This window comes from Bartonella sp. TT67HLJMS (assembly GCF_042193375.1).
GTDB lineage: Bacteria > Pseudomonadota > Alphaproteobacteria > Rhizobiales > Rhizobiaceae > Bartonella > Bartonella grahamii.
Genome location: NZ_JBHILP010000013.1, coordinates 1 through 23,708, shown reverse-complemented (window position 1 = coordinate 23,708; position 23,708 = coordinate 1). Strand labels below are relative to the sequence as shown.

At 38.1% G+C, this 23,708-nt stretch carries 14 protein-coding genes; 9 read left to right on the top strand and 5 right to left on the bottom strand.

Annotation, left to right across the window (positions count from 1 at the left end; all coding sequences use genetic code 11):
• Window positions 1-232: 232 nt before the first annotated feature.
• The 8 genes from ACFIJQ_RS07735 to ACFIJQ_RS07700 all read left to right on the top strand — a co-directional run bounded on the left by ACFIJQ_RS07735 (window position 233) and on the right by ACFIJQ_RS07700 (window position 13,558).
• Window positions 233-1,414 carry a BID domain-containing T4SS effector gene (locus tag ACFIJQ_RS07735; protein ID WP_273788320.1) on the top strand — a complete coding sequence of 394 codons (1,182 nt, stop codon included), beginning with the start codon at window positions 233-235 and terminating at the stop codon, window positions 1,412-1,414.
• A gap of 330 nt (window positions 1,415-1,744) precedes the next feature.
• Entirely contained in the window at window positions 1,745-3,028 is a 1,284-nt protein-coding gene (locus ACFIJQ_RS07730) for a BID domain-containing T4SS effector (protein ID WP_375629596.1), read from the top strand.
• Between the two features lie 210 nt (window positions 3,029-3,238).
• The gene (locus tag ACFIJQ_RS07725) at window positions 3,239-5,263 is read left to right on the top strand and encodes a BID domain-containing T4SS effector (protein ID WP_375629593.1); all 2,025 of its coding nucleotides are present in this window, start codon (window positions 3,239-3,241) and stop codon (window positions 5,261-5,263) included.
• A gap of 318 nt (window positions 5,264-5,581) precedes the next feature.
• A complete protein-coding gene (locus tag ACFIJQ_RS07720; protein WP_375629590.1) occupies window positions 5,582-8,806 on the top strand; it encodes a BID domain-containing T4SS effector in 3,225 nt (1,074 codons plus the stop codon).
• A gap of 857 nt (window positions 8,807-9,663) precedes the next feature.
• A complete protein-coding gene (murJ, locus tag ACFIJQ_RS07715) occupies window positions 9,664-11,235 on the top strand; it encodes a murein biosynthesis integral membrane protein MurJ (RefSeq protein ID WP_375629643.1) in 1,572 nt (523 codons plus the stop codon).
• Window positions 11,236-11,295: 60 nt separating this feature from the next.
• Window positions 11,296-12,366 carry a tryptophan--tRNA ligase gene (trpS, locus tag ACFIJQ_RS07710; protein WP_375629587.1) on the top strand — a complete coding sequence of 357 codons (1,071 nt, stop codon included), beginning with the start codon at window positions 11,296-11,298 and terminating at the stop codon, window positions 12,364-12,366.
• A gap of 62 nt (window positions 12,367-12,428) precedes the next feature.
• Complete coding sequence (locus tag ACFIJQ_RS07705; RefSeq protein WP_273788325.1) at window positions 12,429-12,920, top strand: universal stress protein; 492 nt, start codon at window positions 12,429-12,431, stop codon at window positions 12,918-12,920.
• Window positions 12,921-12,979: 59 nt separating this feature from the next.
• Window positions 12,980-13,558 carry a NifU family protein gene (locus ACFIJQ_RS07700; protein ID WP_375629584.1) on the top strand — a complete coding sequence of 193 codons (579 nt, stop codon included), beginning with the start codon at window positions 12,980-12,982 and terminating at the stop codon, window positions 13,556-13,558.
• Between the two features lie 1,130 nt (window positions 13,559-14,688).
• On the opposite strand, the gene ACFIJQ_RS07695 is transcribed toward ACFIJQ_RS07700, so the two are convergent.
• The gene (locus ACFIJQ_RS07695; RefSeq protein WP_015856728.1) at window positions 14,689-15,024 is read right to left on the bottom strand and encodes a zinc ribbon domain-containing protein YjdM; all 336 of its coding nucleotides are present in this window, start codon (window positions 15,022-15,024) and stop codon (window positions 14,689-14,691) included.
• A gap of 1,065 nt (window positions 15,025-16,089) precedes the next feature.
• Window positions 16,090-17,718, bottom strand: coding sequence for an alpha-D-glucose phosphate-specific phosphoglucomutase (locus ACFIJQ_RS07690; protein ID WP_375629581.1), 1,629 nt, complete (start codon window positions 17,716-17,718; stop codon window positions 16,090-16,092).
• 216 nt (window positions 17,719-17,934) lie between these two features.
• Here ACFIJQ_RS07690 and ACFIJQ_RS07685 point away from each other — a divergent pair, with 216 nt between their 5' ends.
• The gene (locus ACFIJQ_RS07685; protein WP_375620153.1) at window positions 17,935-18,456 is read left to right on the top strand and encodes a peroxiredoxin; all 522 of its coding nucleotides are present in this window, start codon (window positions 17,935-17,937) and stop codon (window positions 18,454-18,456) included.
• A gap of 814 nt (window positions 18,457-19,270) precedes the next feature.
• On the opposite strand, the gene ACFIJQ_RS07680 is transcribed toward ACFIJQ_RS07685, so the two are convergent.
• The 3 genes from ACFIJQ_RS07680 to pyrF form a co-directional block, all read right to left on the bottom strand.
• On the bottom strand, window positions 19,271-19,816 hold the full coding sequence (locus ACFIJQ_RS07680; protein WP_273788328.1) for a replication protein: 546 nt from the start codon (window positions 19,814-19,816) through the stop codon (window positions 19,271-19,273).
• A gap of 588 nt (window positions 19,817-20,404) precedes the next feature.
• Entirely contained in the window at window positions 20,405-21,892 is a 1,488-nt protein-coding gene (hisS, locus tag ACFIJQ_RS07675) for a histidine--tRNA ligase (RefSeq protein WP_273788329.1), read from the bottom strand.
• 488 nt (window positions 21,893-22,380) lie between these two features.
• On the bottom strand, window positions 22,381-23,226 hold the full coding sequence (pyrF, locus tag ACFIJQ_RS07670) for an orotidine-5'-phosphate decarboxylase (protein ID WP_375629576.1): 846 nt from the start codon (window positions 23,224-23,226) through the stop codon (window positions 22,381-22,383).
• Window positions 23,227-23,708: the final 482 nt, after the last annotated feature.

Genomic DNA, 23,708 nt, shown 5'->3' with positions numbered 1-23,708 from the left:
GTTACAAAAAATAGTCCTAAAAATGAATCCTGTAATTTACTATAACTTATTGATAAAATTTCATAAAAAAGCTGTATAAAAGACATAAATGTCCACTATATATAAATATGAATAGCGCGAAATCTTTGGAGGTCATTCAATTCGATACCTGCCTTGTGTCTTACAGTTATCAAAAAGTAGGGAATGCGCCAACGCCAAAGAGGTTTTCTAAAAATATTGAAAGGAAACAGCCATGAAAAAAAGTCACCCAACCGCTTCTACCAATGTAGATGAACTAAGACGACAATTTGAACAACAAAATCTAGGAGCTTCTAATGTAGAAGACCTCTACGCAAAGGTTAATAAACCACCCAAAGAACAGCGCAACCCACAACAATATACACTTCAACAACCACCAACAACGGTCTATGCTCCCAAAAAGCCACTAGAACAACAAAACCTAGGAACTTCTAATGTAGAAGACCTCTACGCAAAGGTTAACAAACCACCCAAAGAACAGCGCAACCCACAACAATATACACTTCAACAACCACCAACAACGATCTATGCTCCCCAAAAGACACTAGGAAATCCCTATGACAGACTTGGTGGAGAACCAAGTGATGGGCGACGCGCCGACAAACTCGTAGATCCCTATGCAATAACGGATCTGGAGGCGAAAGGTTGGCAAACGTCCCCTTACGAGACAATTGGTGAAGGTGTACAGGGTAGGCATTTTTCCTATGAACCAGAACATCTCTATGCAGAGCTTGAATTTGGTGAACGTGGTGGTCTCTCTCCCCAAAAATCACTCGAATCTGTCTATGCAACGGTTGGCATGGGGGCTGAAGGTGGACAAGAGTCCCAACAACGAGAAAATCCTATCTACCAAGGCGTTGGCAGAGGAACAACAACACCTCCCAGAACCCCGAAAGATGAGATTACAACAAAGCTTTTACAAAACACAAGCTTTCAATATGGTGTAAGAGAAACCCAAGAGTGGTGCAAAGTTGTTTACGGTAACGAACATGCTTTGAATGGACACTTAGCTAAGATTCTTGACGATCCCAAAAATGCAGAAAAAGTCTTACGGGACCTTGCAGAAAATCCCGAAAGCGCTGGTAAGCTTGCTGGTAGGAAAGCACTTGGCATAAAAAGTCACGCACGCAAAGAAGCTGAAGATGGTTTTTCTCCCCTTTGCTCAGCTCTTGAGAGACATATCCATACTACACAAAAGCTCCATAAACAGTTTACACGGGAGCAGGAAAGAGAAAGAGGTCAAAGACACGAAAGTCCAGAAAGAGACTCAGAGCACAGACATCACCACCACCATCATCGCCATCATCACGCAAAAGGAAGAGAACACGCTAATCCGGAGCACAATTCACAACAACGAAAACATGCAACCGAAAAAGGAATGGCTTATGCCGTGTAAGGCATAAACGTAAAAACACATAAACTTTTGTTTTTCATGTAATCTAATCTCTTGGCGTAAATCGTTTCATTGCGGTTGCGCCAAGAATTGTTTTATCTTGTGACAAAAAATGGTCCTGACAATTGATTCAGTAATTGACTATAACTTATTGATAAAATTTCACAAAAAAACTGTATAAAAGACACAAAGTCCCACTACGATGATGGTAAATAGCGTCGTTCTTTGGAGACCACTCAATTTTGATATCTTCTTATAAAAACCATAAAAGTATAAAGGGCGAGAGTGTGCACCAAAGAGGTTTTCTAAAACAACTCTTGAAAGGAAACATACATGAAAAAAGATCACCCTCACCCTTTTCCATCCCCTTCAATACAAGAAATTATAGCGCTCTATGAAAAAGCGGCGGCAGAGGTTACAAGCCCAGAAAGCCTCTATAAAGAAGCTCCTTCACAAAGCAAAAGACTGTCATCCATACCGGAAAAAGATGAAGAAAGACAATCTCTTTTAAAAGAAGAAACTGTACATGCATCAACAAATCCAACAACGCTTCTAACAAGAGGCAACTCTACCAAAAGGCAGCAAAAACCTGAAACGACACACTCAACAGTTACTTCACAAGTTTCTCAAAAAAGGGCAACAAGAATTCTCTCAGAGGAAGAAATCATTCAATTGCTTCCACACCATTCATTGGTTCAAACATATCGAGAGGAAATCCAACGTTTATCCGCAAGTGCATATGGCGATTCAAATATTTTGCAAGAAAAAATGCAGGAAATTCAAAAAAATCCTGCTGCAGGAAAGGAGCTCTCATGGCGCATGGCAGCCCATCCTGAAAGTATTGCTAAACTTTCAGGCACCAGCACGTTTGGCTTCAAAAATCGAACGCGCAAACAAGCGGAAGAAGATTTTTCCGCCCTTTGCGTCACCGTTGATTGTTATACAAAAGCTGTAAAACAGGCAAGAGAGAGCCTATTACAATCTCCAGAGCAAGAACTCAAAAACTATGAACGTTTAATGGGAAAGGCAGCAGTCACTGAACTTCTGCAAAAACCAGATCAACGTGAAAAAGAAACTCTTTCAGAGGCAGAAATTTCTACCAAAATTCAACAACATTCAAAAGTCAAAAGGCACTATGCCCAGATCAAATATTGGTGCGAAGTTGTTTTTGGTAACGAAAACATTTTGCAATCACAAGTGGAAACACTTTTTCAAAGCCCTGAAACAATAGAACCACTTGCACAGCAACTTGTCGGAAATCCTCAATCTTTTCACAAGTACGCTGGTGTCAGTCTTTTTGGCTTTAAAAATCAAGCACGCAGACATGCTGAAGCTGGTCTTTCTCACTTAATTGACGCCGCTGACAATTATGCAACGGCTGTAACACAAGTAAGAGAGAGCATTTTGCAAACCGAACAGGCAAAACAAAAGCGCCATGAACCATCTTCTGAACAGGCGCAAGATTTGCATCAACAACAACGCTTATCACAATCTGTTGAACGCACTGAGCATTCAACAGTAACTCATGAAAAAGCAACAACCTCTACTCAACAAAGAGAAACAGATATTCGTTCTCGCAAAACTGCGATACCAAAAGCAATGGCTTTTGCCAGCTAAACAGGCATAAGTTTTCACATTGAATTCAACATCTTGGCGCAACACATGGCAAAGGTCATTTGCGCCAAGAGAGCCAAATCTTGTGAAACCATTCAGTTTCATATCCTCTCTCATAAAAGCAAGTGAAAAAGCATAAAACAGAATAAAAACCAACGTATATTTTTAAATAGTATTTAAAAACAATATTGGAAGAGTTTGAAAGGAACATGTATGAAAAAAAGAAATCCTTCCCCTTTTATCACCGAAATGATGGAAAAATTTCACCAACAGACTGAACAATCCCCCACCAGAACCCCCCCTCCCCAAGTTTCTCAAAGTTTGCCAAAACCAACTGTACAAAAACACCCAGAAAATTTATCACACCACCCAAAGGTTGCTCCACCGCCCCCCCCACGCATGAAAAACCCAGTGCAAACCAGCACAATACCTCCTAGCACCAAAAACCAAGAGACGCCTCCCCCACAAAAAAAAGTGGCTCCGCCAAAACCTCCGCGTGCAAAAGAGAGACAACAACATAAACCAACAGCTCAAGAGTTCCCCTCCCTACAGACAAAAGTGGCTCCGCCCCCTCCTCCACGCATGAGAGAAAAAACACAAACCGGCACAACAATCCCCAACTCAAAAGTCCCCAGTTCAAAAATCCAAGAAAACTCCTCTCCGCATACACAAGCAGCGCCACAAAGACCTCCACGTGCAAAAGAGAGGCAACAAAACAAACCAACAGTTCAAGAGCCCCCCTCCCTACAGACAAAAGTGGCTCCGCCCCCTCCTCCACGCATGAGAGAAAAAACACAAACTGGCACAACAATCCCCAGTTCAAAAATCCCCAGTTCAAAAATCCCCAGTTCAAAAATCCCCAGTTCAAAAATCCAAGAAAACTCCTCTCCGCACACAAAAGCAGCACCACAAAGACCTCCACGCGAAAAAGATAGGCAACAAAACAAACCAACAGTTCAAGAGCTCCCCTCCCTACAGACAAAAGTGGCTCCACCCCTTCCCCCACGCATGAGAGACAGAGTGCAAAACGATGCAAAAATCCAGAATTCTGAAACACTCTACCCAAGTGTTAGACCCAAAACACCAACACATATGAAAGTCAGGCAACAAAGTAGTTCATCATCACAAGATAGTGGAACATATGCAGTATCTCCTTCACGAAAACCACACCGTATGGAAAACAGAAAACAAAGCGATGCTGTCATCCCAAAACCTGCCTCTCCACACACAGCAATTGAACAGCCAAAACCGTCTCACGGACAAAAAAAATCTATTAATACAATGGAAAGAGAGCTATTGCTCGTAGCATATCAAGAAGAAATACAATTTTTGTGCGAAAAGGTTTATGGCAACAAGCTGATTTTAGAAGAAAGAATAGAAGCAATCAAAGAAAACCCTGATATGGGAGAACAGCTCTTATGGGATATTACAGAACGGCCTAAGTCTATTTCTAAGCTTGCTGGTAGAAAAGTTCTTGGCATAAAAAATCATGCGCGCAGAAAAGCTGAAGAAAATCTTCCTACCCTACGTACTGCCATTAACGGTTATATATATACTTCAAAATATACAAAAAGTGAAAAGATTTCACAAGCTTCTCACACGGAACAACAACACCAGCGACAAACACAAGAAGAAGAGCCAATAAATCAACATTTACAAAATCCACTCAATTCAGAAAAGAAAATAGAGCCTCTCTCAAATCAAGAAATTGCCCGCAGAGTTCAACAAGATCCATCGGTTCGATATGGACAAAGAGAGATCGAATATTGGTGCGAAATTGTTTATAATGATCCATTTATTTTGCAATATAGAATAGAAGATATGCAAAAAATTCCAGAGATAGGAGAAGAGCTTGTATTTCAAATTGAAAACCCTTCTAGATCTTTTGCTCCGCTTGCTGGTAAGCAAGTCCTTGGCATAAAAAATGGAGCACGCAAAGCCGCTGAAGAAAATCTTTCTACCCTGTGTACCGTCATTAAGGATTATGCTGAAACTGTAAAACAGTTAAGAGAAGCCATTGTACAAAACCATCAGGAAGAACAACAAAAACGTCATCAACCGCTTAACGATCCCGATAAAAAGTTGCAAAAGCAGCAAAACTTATCGCAGCCCCCGAAGTTACCTGAACGCTCAACAGCAAAGCAGCATCAAGAGGTTGCAGAAACTTCTAGACAAGAAGACCAGCCGCATGTTCGACCGCGCAGAGCCGAAACATCAAAAGCAATAGCTTTGTCGTGATAAATCTTCTAATTGTTGGCTTTTCATACAAAACTTTGGTGCAATTACCTTGCAAGATTGCATCAAAGACGGTGTATAAAATACAGAAAACTTTAGAATAAGACACCCCATTATTTTACAGAATTCATTGATAAAATTTCACGATAATACTTCATAAAAATTACACACTTTAGCTTTGTTCCATGCGAATAAGGTCAATTTTTTCAATCATTCAAATGGGGCATTCTTCTTTGAAGAAACCGCAATGAAAATAATTAAAGGCAAAAAATGTAAAAAAAGCTTTCAAAAAATAATGTTAACATTTGAAAGGAAATATACATGAAAGAAAACACTAAACATTACGCCTCTTCCACACAGGAAGAATTGCAAGAACAACACCCTGCAATTAATGCAGCCATTTCTGAGCAAATCAATAAAGCATCGCAGAATTTCTTTTATCCCAATAGCAAAGTGCTTAAAAATAAATACCGCATCAAAGAGCAAGAAATATTAAAGGAACAATGTTGTGATGATGTAAAAAAAGAAATGATAAAACTGCGTCAAGAACCTCTACCAGAACAGTTTAATTCCTCCTATCTAAAATACCTTCATCAACGCCTCTTTTCCCGTGCATTTGAATGGGCCGGACAAACACGTGAAGAGCCTTTTACATTTGAAGATGGTACTGTTGCTTCTATGCCCATTTTGAAAAGAAAAGAATTTACAAAACCTTTTGCGATTGGCAGAAAAATACAGGAGGGACTAGAAAAGTTAGATAAAACGCTTGCTGAAAAGAACAATTTACAAGGCTTAACTCGCGAAGAATTCGTTGAACAAGCAGCTGGAATAATGATAGATTTGCACCACATGCATCCTTTCAGAGAGGGCAATAGGCGCACAAAGAGACTGTTTGTTGAAAAACTCGCTCAAGCAGCAGGACATGAGCTAGACTTTTCTCTTGTGAGCAAAAAACGTAAAGACTTTGTCCGCGCCGCTGCCATGGAGCATGGCAATCCAGAGCCTATGAAGCATCTGCTTGAGGATATCTCAAATCCAGAAAAATTGCTCATTTTACAAGAATTTACCAACTCTATGAGAGAACTTGGATTGGATGAAAAAAATTATTATATCGCTGTCGTCGCAAAAGAAGGAGAAACCTATCATGGTACCTACAGAGGCAGTGGACCCAATGGCTTCATGATTGATGCCAATGGGATTTTCATCTTGGGAAATAAAAAAGATCTCACCCCAGAGCAAATACAGACATTAAAAATCGGTGACGCCCTCTCCTTTACAGCGCCCAAAACTCAAAACCCAGCAAAAACCCAGCAAAAAACATTTCTTCCAGAAAAAAAAAGAGACGTTCTTACAAACGATGAAATAACTAAAAAGAGCAAAGACAACACATCCATTCAAACAAAGAAAAAAGAAAAAGCCCATTTTTCACCATGGATTGCCCCTCATGCTTTACATGACAGCATTGAAGTTATGTCCCAAAGTTTGCAAGAACAAATGACCAAACCAATTGCTCAATCTGCTTCCTCCATAAGGCAAATGCAAAAAGATTTCCAAAAAAACATTTTACAGACCAGCAATACAGCGACAAATAATCCAACATCTGTCCAAATGACAAAGGAAAAACGCTCTGATCATCAAGAAAGAACAAAACAGCCCCCAAAACAAGCAACGGCATACTGGGACACTGGTACAAAAAAAACGGACACCGTCCCTCTCACCTTACAGGAGAAATTATCCTCATCGCCTGAAACCGAAGAAAATAAGACAATGTACCGTAATTTCTTTTGCCCTAATAGTATCATCTTAAAAAATAAATATGGAATAAACGACTATAAAAAATTAAAAGTGCAATGTGCCCATGATACAACAAAAGCAATCATTCATCTACGCCAAGAAGCGCCACCGCAAAAACTAACTTCCACATATCTCCAATATATTCATCACACCCTATTTAAAAATACCTTTGAATGGGCCGGACAAACACGCGAAAAACCATTTACATTTGAAGATGGTACCGTTGCTTATATGCCAATGATGAAAAAAGCTGGTATTTCTTTTGCCTCAGCAAAACAGATACAAGAGGGACTAGAAAATTTAGATAAAATACTTTCTGAAACGAATAGTTTAAAAGGCTTAACCCGCGAAACATTTGTTGAATATGTCACTGAAATGTTGATACAACTCAACTATACGCATCCCTTCAGAGAAGGTAATGGACGCACACAACGAATGTTTTTTGAAAAACTTGGGCAAGTTGCTGGTCACACACTCGACTTTTCTCTTGTAACAGAAAAACGTATGAATCTTGCCAGCATTGCATCGCTAAAACACAACGATAAGGAAGAGATGAAACATCTTCTTGAGGATATCTCAAATCCAGAAAAAATACTTATTTTAAAAGAATTCATAGACAATATGAAACATATTGGATTTGAAAATATTCATCATCATCTTATTATAACAGCGAAAGAAGGGCATACCTATAAAGGCTTCTACAGAGGCAGTGGACCCAATGGCTTCATGCTTGATGCCAACGGGATTTTCATCTTAGGAAATAAAAAAGATCTCACTCCAGAGCAAATACAGACATTAAAAATCGGTGACGCCCTCTCCTTTACAGCACCAAAAGTTCAAAACCAGCAAGAAGTGCTTATCCCCGCAGAAACAATAGCCCCCCTTACCAACAATGAAATTGCCACAAGGATAAAAAACAACGCATCCATTCAAGCAAGAAGAAAAGAAATCGAAACTTTGTGCCAAATCATTTATGGCAATCGTCATATTTTGCAGGAAAGAATAGAGATGATCCATGAAAATCATACTGAAGGAGAACAGCTCACCTATCAAATTGCCACCTCTCCTCAATCTATTTCTAAGCTTTCTGGTAGCAATGTATTTGGCATAAAAAACAACGCGCGCGCCCATGCTGAAGCAAATATTTTGCCCCTCTGTAGAGCCATTGATCGTTATATCAATATTTTTAAACAAACAGAAAGAGACATTCTCCATACCCATCATATAAAACAAAGGCGGTGTGAACAGTCGGTAGAAATGCCTGAGGCTTGGATGAAAAATCTCTTTTCCTTGTCAAAAGCACAACAGCAAGAAACTTTATCAAACTCTCCTGAATTAAGGGGGGAGATAAGGACTTATATCAAAAAAATCAATGAGCGCTTATCCTCAAGCGAGCATGAAGCTATAAAGGAAAATAATCTTGAAAAACTTGCGAAGTATCTTGGCACATCAACCGTTAAAGCAAAAGAAATTATGGAAATAGTCAAGCAGATAAAAGAGATAGAACAGCATATACAACCCATGTATTTTTATAACCATAAATTCGATGAGTGCTTAGCACCAAACCAGTATCAATCTATCCAGCATCAACCTATAAAGACAAACAATGAAAAAAAATGTTCCAACACTCTTGATAAAGAAACAATTAAAGTGCAAAAAATGACAGAAAACGTCAATCAGAGTTCTAAAAGACAAGAAAATATTCAACCTCACAAAACAGAGCACGCAAAAGCCATGACAATGAATATCTAAAGGATTCATAAACTTTAACTTTTTGCCCTCTCTGGTAAAAATGATAGCCTTTACCCGCCTGCTTTCATTGGCAAATCAATCGCACCTCAACAGGAATGGAAACCATGAGAGAACAAATTTATCTTATTTCCTCAGATTTTATCCTCATTAACTATGAAAAGAAACCTGAACAAGTAAAATGAAAGGATCAATCATTTTTGAAAATGATAATTAATCACTTTCATTACCTATAGTGCTAAAAACAGACAAAATGCTGTTGAAAGATCACGTCTTCCTATCCTTTTGTTTATGTAATCTCTAAAATGGGAAGGCAGCCTAATTTTGAGAGAATATAAAGCCGTAAAGGTAAAAACCAATCACGAGCTTTGCCATCACCTTTTAGCTTAGCCTTACAACTTTTAAAAACATCTAAAGCACTGTCTTTTAAATAATGGATAGATAATGGAGATTGTACATTGCTTCACGCTTTTATTTTATTTGCGTTCTTTAATAGGGTCATGCCCCTTACATAAAAACAGAACGGTATTGGGGTGCACTATTCACGACATCACACCATAAAGAGAAATTAACATTATATATCCCTATATGTTCCTTCAAACTGTCATGATATCGCTCCCATATTTCAGTTTGAAAAAGAAATTTTAATTATTTTATGGCAACAATAAAAATTGTAATGCAACAGTAAACAAGGAGCATAAAAAAGTCTTCAAGCACCATTGTTGACAGAAAGATAAACACCGTCGTAAAACGCTTACAAAAAGTATCCTTGATTGGGATACAGATCAGATTTTTACGATTTAAAACGGTTTATTTCTCCTATCATCGCTTCTCTTTTACAACGAACCCGATATACCTTTATGACATTGATTAAAAAAATTGCAACAGTTGCTTCCGGAACCCTCATGAGCCGTATTTTTGGCTTCGTACGCGAAATGCTTATGGCAGCAGCCCTAGGGACTGGTCCTGTTTCTGATGCCTTTAACGCTGCTTTTCGTTTTCCCAACACATTTCGTCGTTTTTTTGCTGAAGGTGCCTTTAACGCTGCTTTCATTCCTCTTTTTGCAAAAAAAATTACTGAAGATGGTCAAGAAACAGCATGCAAATTTGCAGAAGAAGTCTTTGGCGTTCTCTTTTCGATGCTCTTACTGTTAACGATTGCGATGGAACTGAGTATGCCTTTTTTGGTACGAACCATTATTGCCCCAGGTTTTACCGAAGATGCAACAAAATTTAACGCTACAATTCACTTTACTGCGATCATGTTTCCCTATTTAACCTGCATGTCGCTTGCTGCCATGATGGGGGGCATGCTTAATGCTCTGCGACGCTATTTTATTGCCGCCATTGCCCCACTCTTTTTAAACATTATTCTGATTGGTGTTCTTGCCTATGCTTGGATCTATAAACTTGACGCTTGGCATATCGGCTTAAATCTCTCTTGGGGTGTATTGGCAGCAGGGCTTCTTCAACTCACCTTAATTGCCCTTGCTTTGCGTCAAAGTGGAATGAAAATTTCCTTCCGCCAGCCCCATTTAAGTCCTAATGTTCGCAAGCTATTAACTTTAGCATTCCCAGCAGCCATCACGGGTGGCATCACACAAATCAATTTGCTCATTAATACCAACATTGCTTCTAGTCAATCGGGTGCTGTCTCTTCTTTGATGTACGCTGATCGTCTTTACCAATTGCCTCTAGGTGTAATCGCCATTGCCGTTGCAACCGTTCTTTTACCAGAATTAACACGCGCTTTGCGAAGCAAAAAGCACAAAGAAACCCACAATTTACAAAACCGCTCTATTGAATTAACGCTATTGTTAACACTTCCAGCATCCATCGCTTTTTTACTGCTCTCCACTCCCATTGTCAGTTTGCTCTTTGAGCGAGGACAATTTACCAGTCAATCAACACACCATGTTGCACAATTACTGGAACTTTATGGACTAGGACTTCCAGCTTTTGTTCTCATTAAGGTCTTTATTCCTAATTTTTTTGCCCATGAAGATACAAAAACACCGATGATTTTTACAGGTATTTGCGTTTTCATCAATATCAGTCTCGCCTTAACATTATTTCCTATTCTATCTGCACGAGGCATTGTTATTGCTGAAATTACCTCTGGATGGGTCAACGCCCTGTTGCTTTGGGGTGTCCTTATCAAACGCGGTTATTGGAAATACGACTTCCAACTGATAAAGCAAATATTATGTCTCATAATAGCAACCCTTTTGAGTGCACTAGCCCTCTATTACGGATTGAATGTGTTTGGTTTTTTGTCTTTTCCTTTATCCTCACAAGCATCCTTTTTCTTGCGCGCCAGCACCTTAGCTGGGATCATGCTTGGCATATTCTTGATCTATTTTAGTGCCTATTTTTTATTCAACACCCATTCCTTTTTTCACATGCTTAAAAATTTGAAAAAACGCTCATAATATCTATACTTTGTCAAAAACAATAAAACAAATAACCTTAATTGAAGAAAGAGCACTCCTATGGATACCTTCACACCACTTGTCTTTTCCGGCGTACAACCGAGTGGTCATTTACATCTTGGCAATTATCTTGGAGCCATTCAGCGTTGGGTTGAACTGCAAAACTCTCATCACTGCCTCTACTGTGTTGTGGATATGCATGCGCTCACAGTCAACCCAGATCCCCTTACTTTACGCGAATCCACCAGAACAGTGACAGCAGCCTTTTTAGCCTGCGGTATTGATCCTCAAAAACACATTATTTTTAACCAATCACGTGTTTTTCAACACGCTGAACTTGCTTGGATTTTTAATTGTGTTGCCCGTATCGGCTGGCTTCAACGCATGACACAATTTAAAGATAAAGCAGGAAAAGATCGCGAAAAAGCATCCCTAGGGCTTTTTGCCTATCCCACTTTGATGGCTGCTGATATTTTAGTCTATCGTGCAACGCATGTTCCAGTAGGCGAAGATCAAAAACAGCATGTTGAACTCACACGCGATATTGCACAAAAATTTAACAACGACTATGCACAGCGTATTGCCGAATTAAATTTCGGTATCTCTATACAAACGGATGAAGAAAAAAAACAAGGCTTCTTTCCCCTCCCAGAGGCGCTTATTGGAACAACAGCCACACGCGTTATGTCTTTGCGCGATGGGACGAAAAAAATGTCAAAATCAGATCCTTCAGATTTTTCACGCATTAATTTGACCGATGATGCTGATCTTATCGCCAAAAAAATACGCAAAGCCAAAACGGATTCGGCTCCTCTTCCCGATACCCTTACCGCTTTAAAAGAACGACCAGAAGTAGACAACCTGCTTGGTATTTATGCCGCCTTTGCCAAAGTTAGCAAAGAAAAGATTCTCTTAGAATTTTCTGGTCAACAATTTTCGCATTTTAAAACAGCTCTAGCCGACCTTGCTGTCCATAAGCTTGCCCCTATAACAGAAGAATTACGTCGACTGCATCAAGAAAGTGATTATATTGACTCTGTTTTGCATGATGGCGCTAAACGTGCTAGTATGCTCGCAGAAGAAAATATGAAAAAAATTCGTGAAATTATTGGATTTTTGCACGATACATAAAGATAATAAAACTAAAAACTGTAGAGAGCAAAAAAATCGTTTGTACAAAATAGAGAAAGTGCATGATTTCCAAACCCAAAAATCCGAAAAAAGAACCCAAGAAAAAAAACTTAGTCATTATCGATGAAACACCAGAGTGTCGGCGTGCCGTTGCGTTTGCTGCACAGCATGCCCAAAATACCAGTAGAACATTGGTATTACTTTGTGTCGTTGATAGTGTAGAATTTCAACATTTTCTGGGTGTAAACAACGTTATGCGCACAGAATCAACGCAAAGTGCTCATAAAATATTAGGAGACATTGCCAGTGAAGTCCGCACCACCCATGCGCTTGAAACAGAAATAGTGGTGCGTGAAGGAAAAAAAATTGATGAGATTTCCAAACTAATCGACGAAGATAAAAGGATTGCACTAATTGTTTTAGCAGCCAGTGGACATACAGAAGGACCAGGACCCCTTGTTCAATTAATCGGAAATAAAGGGACAGCTTTTTCAATCCCTGTCATTGTTATTCCTAGCAATCTTGCCGATGAAGATATTAGATCTATTGCCTAAAAAATATAATATTCTACAATGTAAGATCTTCCCAATCCTTCATTATAAAAGGAGAGTTTATGTTTATTCAAACTGAAACCACCCCAAACCCTGCAACACTTAAATTCCTGCCAGGACGCATGGTTCTTTCTGAGGGCGTATTAGAATTTCGTGACCCTGAAGAAGCAGCTAAAAACTCACCTTTGGCAGCTAAGCTGTTTAATATTCCCAATATCAATGGTGTTTTTTTAGGCTATGATTTTATCACCGTAAGCAAAAAAGAAGGAGAATGGCAACATCTCAAGCCCGTCATTTTAGGCACAATCATGGAACATTTTCTATCCAATGAGCCAGTGATTACCACCAACGCTACAATACAAGCACAAACCCATGCCCTTAACGAAGAATTTTATGACGAAAAAGATGCTGATATTGTCTTAACCATTAAAGAGCTGCTTGAAACGCGTATCCGCCCAGCAGTTGCCAATGATGGTGGAGACATTACTTTTCGCGGATTTGAGAATGGTATTGTTTATCTCAATATGCGGGGTGCCTGCGCTGGATGTCCCTCTTCAACGGCAACCCTCAAACATGGTATTGAGAATCTTTTACGCCATTTTATCCCTGAAGTTTTAGGCGTTGAAGCCATGCCACAATAAATATTGACCTCAATAGGTAAAATAACCACACCGATTTCCCCTCTTCAACAGCGCTCAAACATGGAGTGCAAAAATCTTGCGTCATTTTATTCCTGAAATTTTAAAAGTAAGCTATGCAGCCATAAAAATACAGTACTGTTAAAAAAATCTGTCTAATAATGATACCTTCACTCATATTTCACCTCCACATATGCCTTAAAAAGATCTCAAAGCCCCTTTTAAGAAGCATAAGTTGTTTCAACAAACCAATCCGTACACAGAAGTACAATGCATGGATGTGCACTTTAAATTTATTTTGTTTCATAACCCTGTCATGCAATTTTAACTAGGAAAACACGACCCGTTACAAAAAAGAAAACCCAAAAAAGAAAACATTGTAAGATAGAGTGCCCATTTGCTCCATCTTTCTCAGTTCTCCCAACGATAAAATCACGCAAAATACTTCTTGTAGCAGCCAATCGACAAAGATCACATTTTGCAACTTGAATGAGAATTCTGACATTCTTCTTATTTCAATTCTGTTTTTATTGTATCAATCAAAATCGTCCACTTACACAGCACAAACTGGATAATAACAAAAACTATTTTAATAGCTCTTATACACACTTTTTATAAGGGACTGTTGCAACACTAAGAGCTGGAAAATGCATAACCGTACGACCTTATCAAGATCATACCGTCCTTTTTCTATTCTTAAAATAAAGAGTTTCCCCTCTATCATTTTCAATCTCATTTCCATAAATATGACGCAAACGGTGTAACTACCTGTAAAAATAAATACATTGAAACTAGATCTATTATGATTGTTTGAGAAATTATCTAATAAAAAAATGAGAATATTTCTTCAATTCAGCAGGAATAAGTTTGTCTGCTTTACCGCGTTGTTCTTCTCATAAAGCACATACTTTTACTGTCGCATGTAAGTCAACATCCAACTTCACCCATAACTGCGTATTAAAAGAAAAGACAGAGTCACTATTCCTCTGCGATACATGGCTTTGCAATAAAGGAAAATATATTGCCTCTATCTGATTGGTGTAATCTGTGAAACAAGAAAAAAAGCCCATTCGAGAAGAATGTAAAAATAAAAAACCAGCGAAATGCAAAAACAATTGCAAGGGGATAAATGCCTAAACTTTTTTCACAAACTCCGACTTTAAACTCATCTGACCAATCCCTGGAATTTTGCAATCAATGTTATGATCCCCATCCACCAAGCGAATATTCTTTACCTTAGTACCACCTTTTAAAACAGATGAAGCGCCTTTTACTTTCAGATCTTTTATCACCATAACGGTATCTCCGTTTGTTAAAATCTGACCATTGGCATCATAAACAGTATCGGAAAGAACAGTATCATCGTTTTTTTGTGGCCATTCATGTGCGCATTCAGGACACACAAAATTTTCACCATCTTCATAAGTATAAAGACAATCACAACGAGGACATTTGGGATATTGGGTCATAAATTCCCCTTTTAAAAGAAAAATCATTCGTTATGACTGGTCATAAAGCAAGAAGTGCTTATTGTCCATTATTTTAGAAAAACATTTCCCTTTGTTTCACCCCTCATCTGCCAACGGTGTTCATGAATGCTATCGTCACATACCATACATGAGTTTATAAAAATGATTGATCATTATACAACTTAAATGAGCCCCCCGCATATCATAAAATTTACTCACTTCATTCTCTCTAATAAATTAATCAAAATCATTTTCTTATGCATCATCAATGCAATTAACGAATGGATAAAAAACAATTAGAAAAGGAACCTCTCTGAATAAAACGCTCTCAAAGAACTAAAAACTAAGAAATAAGAAAATGATAGCCTCAACTTGACCTTTTATTTAAGTAAAGATAACAGTCATAATGTTAGAGAACAGACTGATTTATAATCATAGTTAATGGTTTTGTATATTGAATGAGAGCCAATAAATAAACTGAGATTCTCTTACCCCCTTTGACATTGAATCAACCAAAGTCTTTTGCTTGCAGGTTACAAGTAGGAAGAGCCGTGTAAAACGATTATTCAAAATACTAAATATTTTCAAATATAAAAACCAACATTGAAAACGAGCAAAGTGAATGATGATGCTGGTCTTACTCTCTCATAAGCATAAAAACGGTGCTGCTCAATGGATGTCCGGTTATCCCTTTCAAAAGTGACACGCATAAGATGCGTTTTTAGTGTTTTGAGAGAGACGCTTCTTTAAGACAAACATATGAAATGTACAACATGATAGTATTTTGTTTTGCATGAGGAACATCTCCCCTATTAAACAAACATTTCCATCAAACCATCAGACCCCATTGGACATAAATTCCCCGATTATACCTGATTATAATTACCTACAGCATTTGGTTTTAAGAAGCCCGCAGTTTTAGGAATCCGATTGATATGTAAAAGAGGAAAAAACAAAGCGAGCTTAAAAATGGAGGATCTGCCTTATGATCAATAAAATCACGCCCCTAAAATCATACCTCATGTGATCAATCATCATACCTTTACAAAAAACATTCCACTGATCTTAGGTGATAATATCAGGGCGATCTCGCCCCAATGCTTGTTGTATATTTAACAGTTTTAGCGCCACCTGTTGCAAAGGTTGGAGAACTTCTTGCGGATTAAAATTGTGTTTGCGCGGATCACTTTCATACTGTTCAAAATAAAGTCGTAAAGTAGCACCTAGCGTCCCTGTTCCCGACAACCGGACCACCAACCGTGCTCCATTCTCGAAAAAGATACGTATACCTTGCCGCGTGCTAACGCTCTGATCAACAGGATCATGATATGTAAAATCATCTGCTTTTTTGACGAAAAATCCTGCAATTTCAGTTCCTGCATGTGGTAAGTGCGTACGCAAATGTTCTATAAGTTCCAAAGCTTTATCTGCTTCAACTTCTTCATAATCATGCCGTAACGTGTAAAAACGCCCATAGGTATACCAATGCTGTTGAACAATTTGTGCAACAGTTTTTTCTGTTACCGCTAAAAGATTTAACCAAAATAAGACAGCCCATAAACCATCTTTTTCGCGGATGTGATGAGAGCCAGTTCCAAAGCTTTCTTCACCACAAAAGGTTACTTTCCCCGCATCCAAAAGGTTTCCAAAAAACTTCCATCCCGTTGGCGTTTCAAAAAAGTTTAATCCGTGTTTTTCCGCAACCAGATCAGCAGCACGCCCCGTCGGCATAGAACGCGCTATCCCCACAACACCTTTTCGATATCCTTTAATGAGGTGTGCATGTTCAGCCATAATAGCCAAAGAATCTGAAGGCGAGACAAATTGTTGACGACCAATAATGAGGTTACGATCTCCATCACCATCAGAGGCTGCACCAAGATCTGGTCCTTGCTCTGACATCAATAAATCATAAAGAGCCTTGGCATAAACCAAATTGGGATCCGGATGACCGCCTCCAAAATCTGGCAAAGGAATACCATTAACCACTGTTCCTTCAGAAAATCCTAAGCATTTTTCAAAAATTTCATGAGCATAAGGCCCTGTTACCGCATGCATAGCATCAAACCGTAAAGTAAGACCTCGAGCAACGGCCTTGGCAATACAGTCAAAATCAAAAAGCTCCTGCATCAAAGCAACATAATCAGCGACAGGATCAATAATATCAATCCGCATGGCTCCCATAAAGATCGTACCTTGCCTATCTAAATCAATATCTGGTGCTTCAAGAATTTTATAAAAGGAAAGACGTTGCGATGTTGCAAAAATAGCATCACATAAAGAATTAGGAGCGGGTCCACCATTAGAAACATTGTATTTGATACCACAATCTCCCTCTGGACCACCAGGATTATGGCTTGCAGAAAGAATAAGTCCACCATGAGCATGGGTTTTACGAATAAGATGCGAAACAGCAGGTGTAGAAAGAATACCGCCCCTTCCCATTTTAACACAAGAAACACCATGCGCCGCTGCCATCTTCAACACAATCTGAAGGAGCGTACGATTAAAAGTGCGCCCATCGCCCCCAAGAATCAACATTTTTCCTTCAAGAGGCCCAATGTTATCAAAAAGAGACTGTATAAAGTTTTCTACATAATGAGGTTGTTGAAAAACAGACACTTTTTTGCGCAAACCAGACGTTCCCGGTTTTTGCCCCTCAAAAGCCGTGGTCAAAACTGTCTTTATGGTCATGTAAATACCTTCATATTCTTTCCTTTAATTTTAAGGTGAAGAGTATCCAAAGTCGACCATTAATTCTACTTGACGGAAGTGTGAAATATTTGCACACTCGTTAGAAGTAAGAATTCTTAAAGAATCCCTTTTATTTAAACCGTTCTTTCCGATATGCTTTTAAAGACAAAAGCTGTTTTAAAACGAAATTTTTGTAAAAAATATAGGAGCATCCTTATGATGAAAAAAACTGTTCCCAATGTAACATTCCATACACGTGTCCGAGATGAAGTTGGTGAAAATAATTCTTATCGGTGGCAAGAAGTTAACAGCGATGCCTACTTTAAAGGAAAGCGTGTTATTCTTTTTTCTCTTCCTGGAGCTTTTACCCCTACTTGCTCAACTTTTCAGCTTCCTGACTTTGAAAAACTCTATGATGAATTTAAACAAGCGGGTATTGATGAAATTTATTGTCTTTCCGTCAATGATGCTTTTGTCATGAATGCTTGGGGAAAAACACAAAATATCAAAAACGTGAAATTAATTCCTGATGGCTCTGGTGAATTCACACGCAAAATGGGTATGCTGGTTGCAAAAGACAATGTTGGTTTTGGCATGCGATCATGGCGCTATGCTGCCGTTATTAATGATGGTGTGGTTGAGCAATGGTTTGAAGAAGCAGGCTTTTCAGATAATTGCGCAACAGATCCTTATGAAGTTTCTTCACCACAAAATGTTTTAAAAGCTTTGAAAAACTAATTCCGCCCCCAAATCGTCTATTTAAACAAAATTTAACGACACAAATTTCCCTAATAAAGAAAATTTGTGTCGTTTATATTTTTTGAAACATCTATTTGTCAAAGCAGACACTATAAGTTGGTTGTGCGTTTTTGGTGAGAAAATATTCCAGCAATAATTTTTTAATAGGTATTTCACGTTTTAACTGCTTTGAAAAAACTTGAAAAATTTCCAGTAAAAAATCCAAACCAATTATAGTGCTAAAAGAATAAAAAGCTAAAAACTGTTGCACGCTATCAAAAAATGGGGATGCAATTGCGAAATGCGCAAATTCATACAAAACTCTCTCAGAAACATCAAGGACTAACGTATCGATGAAATATGCAAGATCAATGTAAATTTCTCCTATTGAGAAAAGCTTTGTGTCAAACAATAATTTGATTTATAAGGATAATTTATAATTTTTCATGTCGAATGAGAGGCACTGAATATCATAAGATTGTGTTATTTTATCCCTTCTTATATTGAACTTAAAACTATTTTCTCGCTTATTAGCACGTGAGGTTGGCATATGAATAAACGATTAAAAGAGTAAAAATGCGTCTCGTAAACGCTCTAAAATACTAGAGCTATGAACATCATTACTGCAAGGTTCACAAAAGCATCAAGAAAAAAAATATGGTATAAAAACGGCTCTGCATAAATAACTGTTCATGAAGAATATTAAATAAAAACAGATCCCGTAAACATTCCAATTCACATACCATAAACAGACTCATTGCTGTTCTCATAGCCATTTATTCTAAGCTTTTATTTTTCTCTAAGAGAGAAACGGTTAAAGAAGGCGTTTATTTGAATGTTCTACCATAAAGTGTGTTTTCATTTCTTCCTCTTCTATCTCTTCCTCTTCATCGAGCTCAAAATCTTCATCACATTCAGGAAGACCAAAAATATCTGGATTAATAAAATAACAATATCGTTTTGTCCCCTTCGCTACAATTTTATTCTTTTCTAATTCTTTGATACCTTCTTTAAAACTTTCAAAATTAAGATATTCTGGTTCTTGAATTGAAAGATCACAAATCAAAAATTCATTGAGAGTATCCTCATCTAATCTTACCTGATCAAACCATAAATCCACATCATCTTCATCTGACATTTTCCCTACTTGCCACAACATCACAAAAAATGCTTTCATACCACTAAATGATAGCCCAAAAATCATACGCCGGCTATCGGACGCTCCTGAAAACGTAATTTGCGGAAGATCTTCAAATCCGAAATTTGAAGGAGGAAGTTTAAATGATTTTCCAATATCTTCAGGTTTTTTCAAAATAAAGGGATTTCTTTCATATAACACTGTAAAATCATATTGGGCCATTTTCATTTCTCCGTAAAAAATTGATTTGTTATAATAAATGAATAATTTCAAATGGTTGTCATTATAATCTCTTATAATGCCTCCCATATTTTCCCTTTAAAAATTGTCTGATTTAAGTTATTCGTTGCTTTTGAAACTAAAAAAAATCTTCTAAAATAAAACTCTTGAGATTTCTTTCATCTCTCATGGATGTGAGATTGTAGACTGCCGACAATAAAACAGTAGAAATATGATATCAGCAAATGAGAATTCAAAAATTAAATCCATATGAATGATCAATATTTCTATAAACTATTGGGTTTCTGTTATTGATCATCAATTTTTCTAAACAGGGTTGCGTCAAGAACCTCAAATGCTTCAGTGTCCAGTATTTTGTTGCACGAAGGGACTTACCTCGCGCGCTCAAAAGCATTCATTTCATAATGACGACAAAGCATTTTTATCTTTAAAAATTGCTTTTATGCCGCAGGAACTTTAAAAAAATAACGCGATTTTAAGAATATCTAAACAAGTAAAATACAAATTCTGAAAATTGAAGAGGAAATGTTCGAGCTTTTCCCAACAATCGCTTTCACAAAACTTTTATCATTACCGTTTTTGGGCTGCCAAAATATCTTGTACTGTTTGAACCAATTGCTCTTCATCAATCATCACTTGCGCAGGACGGCTTTCACGCCATGTTTGATTGTCCTTAATTTCGTGGGACAAACGCGCCCCTTCAATCAAATCTTTAATCTGAATTTTTCCGCTCTCACGTTCTTGTGACCCTTGAATCACCACACAAGGCGCTTGACGTCGATCTGCATATTTCATCTGCGCTTTAATTCCCGATGCCCCCAAATAGAGCTCAGCACGAATTCCCGCACCACGCAACTGCATCACCATTTTTTGATAACCAGCAACAGCTTCTGGTTCTTTATCCATCATCAACACCACAACCGGCCCTGTTGTCTCCTTCATAGGCAGCTTTCCAAGATTTTGCAAAGCAGCGATCAAGCGTGAGACACCGATTGAAAAACCTGTTGCCGGAATATTTTCACCACGAAAGCGTGCCACCAATCCATCATAGCGCCCACCACCACCAACAGAGCCAAAAACAACTTTTTGCCCATCATCATTGAGAACATCAAAAAGCAATACCGCCTCAAAAACAGGTCCCGTATAATATTCTAATCCACGAACCACCGAAGGGTCAATTTTAATGCGATTGTGATAACCATTAGCGACAAAGATTGCTTGCATTTCCTCAAGCTCGCGAACCCCTTCAAGCCCCTGAGCACTCTGACCAACGACTTGTCTGAGAGCATCAAGGATTTCTTCTGCCGTTTTTGCATTTACAGTCAGTAAGGAAAGAATACACTCAATCTCTTTATCCTTAAGCTCGGCCCCTTTTGTAAAATCACCACTTTCATCCAAACGCCCCTTGCCTAGAAGCAAACGCACGCCTTCAGGACCAAATTTATCCAGTTTATCCATTGCTCGAAGAACAGTTAAGCGCCTTTCAATCTGCTCCCTTTCCCCTAAACCAATCAATTCTAAAACACTTTCCAGAATTTTTCGGTTATTCAAGCGAATGGCATAATCATGCTGCTGAAACCCTAACTTTTCCAAACTATCCGCTGCCATCATACAAATTTCAGCATCCGCTGCTACCGTTGGTGTTCCAACAATATCCGCATCAAACTGCATAAATTGCCGAAACCGCCCTGGTCCGGGTTTTTCATTGCGAAACACAAAACCAAGACGATAACTGCGATAAGGCTTTGGCAAAACTTCAAAATTCTCTGCAAAATAACGGGCCAGAGGCGCAGTAAGATCATAGCGCAAAGACATCCATTGCTCATCATCATCTTGTAGCGAAAAAACGCCCGCATTTGGACGATCTTCATCAGGTAAAAACTTACCCAGCACATCCGTATATTCAAAAATTGGTGTTTCCAGTGCTTCAAAACCGTAAAGTTCATAAACTTCGCGAATTTGCGCAATCATTGTTTCAGTTGCATACAACTGTGCACTTGTACGATCCACAAAACCACGGGGTAAACGGGCTTTGGTTTTTTCTTGTTTCAATGACATGTTTTTCTCTAACAACAATATGTATTCACAGATAACGTGTGTCTATCTTATAGAAACCAACGCTGCAATGACTTTATCAATCTAAAAACTTTTAATAACATATTAGAGTCCTTTATTTTACAAAAGTAATATCCTTATAAAGCAATATTCTAAAAGAGTTTATCCTGTAAGATGAGTCATAGCCCTTAAACTAAAACGTGCCCAAAACGAATACACTCTCCAAGCCCTCTTATGCCTCATCTTTTAGCACTGTTCAGGTATTTCTTACATTTTCTTCCTTTATCTCGTCTTCCTTGAAGCAATTTTTCATATATTTCCAAGATTTCTGCATTTTTTTTTCAAACATTTGCTTTCCGTATTTGATCCTCCCAATCCCAACAGAAAATAAGAAATATATGAACACTTTTTGAAAGAAGTATCTGACTTAAAATTTGATAAGCCCCTTCTTTTATAAGAGCTTTTTTTCTTTGATAACTTAGCAAAAAACTTTAAGATAGAAGCGTATTTTTAGATTGCTCAGCAAAATCATGAATAACATTTTTTAAATCAACACTATTTCGACCAACCTGTGTAATCGATCTTGAAATGGAAGGAATAAGATTCTGCCATAGCCTTTGAGGAAACTGCTGAGTTAATTGTGTTATTGTTCCCCCTTGAGCCCCAATGCCAGGAACGAGAAATAAGTTATTTTCTAGCTGTTCGATTGTATCTTTTGCTTCATTGCCCAATGTTGCTCCAATCACTGCCCCAATAGGACCAACATGATGATATTGACTTGAAGATTGGCTATTATATTCAAAAATACGCTGTGCCAAATGAACAGAAACCGTTTGATCACCAATGCGCGCATTTCGAATGTGCCTTCCCTCTGGATTCGAAGATTGAACAACCATAAAAACAGCCGTTTTTGTTTCTTCTGCAATCTTTATTAAAGGAATGAGAGCATCAAATCCTAAAAAAGGATTGACTGTCATGGCATCTGCTTTAAACGCACTACTTGAACCAAGCCAAGCTTTACCGTAAGCCTCAGCAGTAGAGCCAATATCCCCTCTTTTCGTATCAACGAGAACCAACAAACCTTGTGCCTGTGCATTTTCAATAAGTTCTTTGAGAATTTGAAGCCCTTCCACCCCATATAACTCAAAAAATGCGGCTTGAGGCTTTATCATCCCCACTTTACCCACAACCGCTGTTAAGAGGATATCACAAAAATCTTTTAGACCTTTATAATCACAGCTTAAATTCCATGATTGCAAAACTTTATGACTCGGATCAAAACCAACGCAAAGCGGTCCATATTTTTCACTATTTTTAAAAAAAGCTGAACAAAACATTTTATATCCTAACACGGTCTGTCTTTAAACTTTCTGATACAATCAAAAAGAAAAGCATTTGTCAAAAGAATACAATACTGAAAACACAAAGAAAGAGCTCTCTATACAAAGTGTACTTTTATTTATGAAACATAAATATATTTCCATTCGTAACGCTTATCACATGTTTATCGACCAAGACGTTGTCATGAGACAAAAATTCAAATTTATGAAAGAATATAAACAAAAAAAGCGTTCATATTATTTTGTTCAATGACCTCATAAAGCCCAATAGCGTACCTTGTCGTTTTTACACCCCTTTTTTATGATCAACAAAAACTCTCTATGAACGTGCTTTAAACAAAAGTTTTAAAAGAAAATGCCCCACTATGATGATCTCGAGCTTAACTTTAGATCTCTCCTATCCCTTTTTAGCGCATATCTATTCACTTTTGGAACATAATTGGCAAAAAGACATTGTATCTCCAGCATATTCAAGGAGA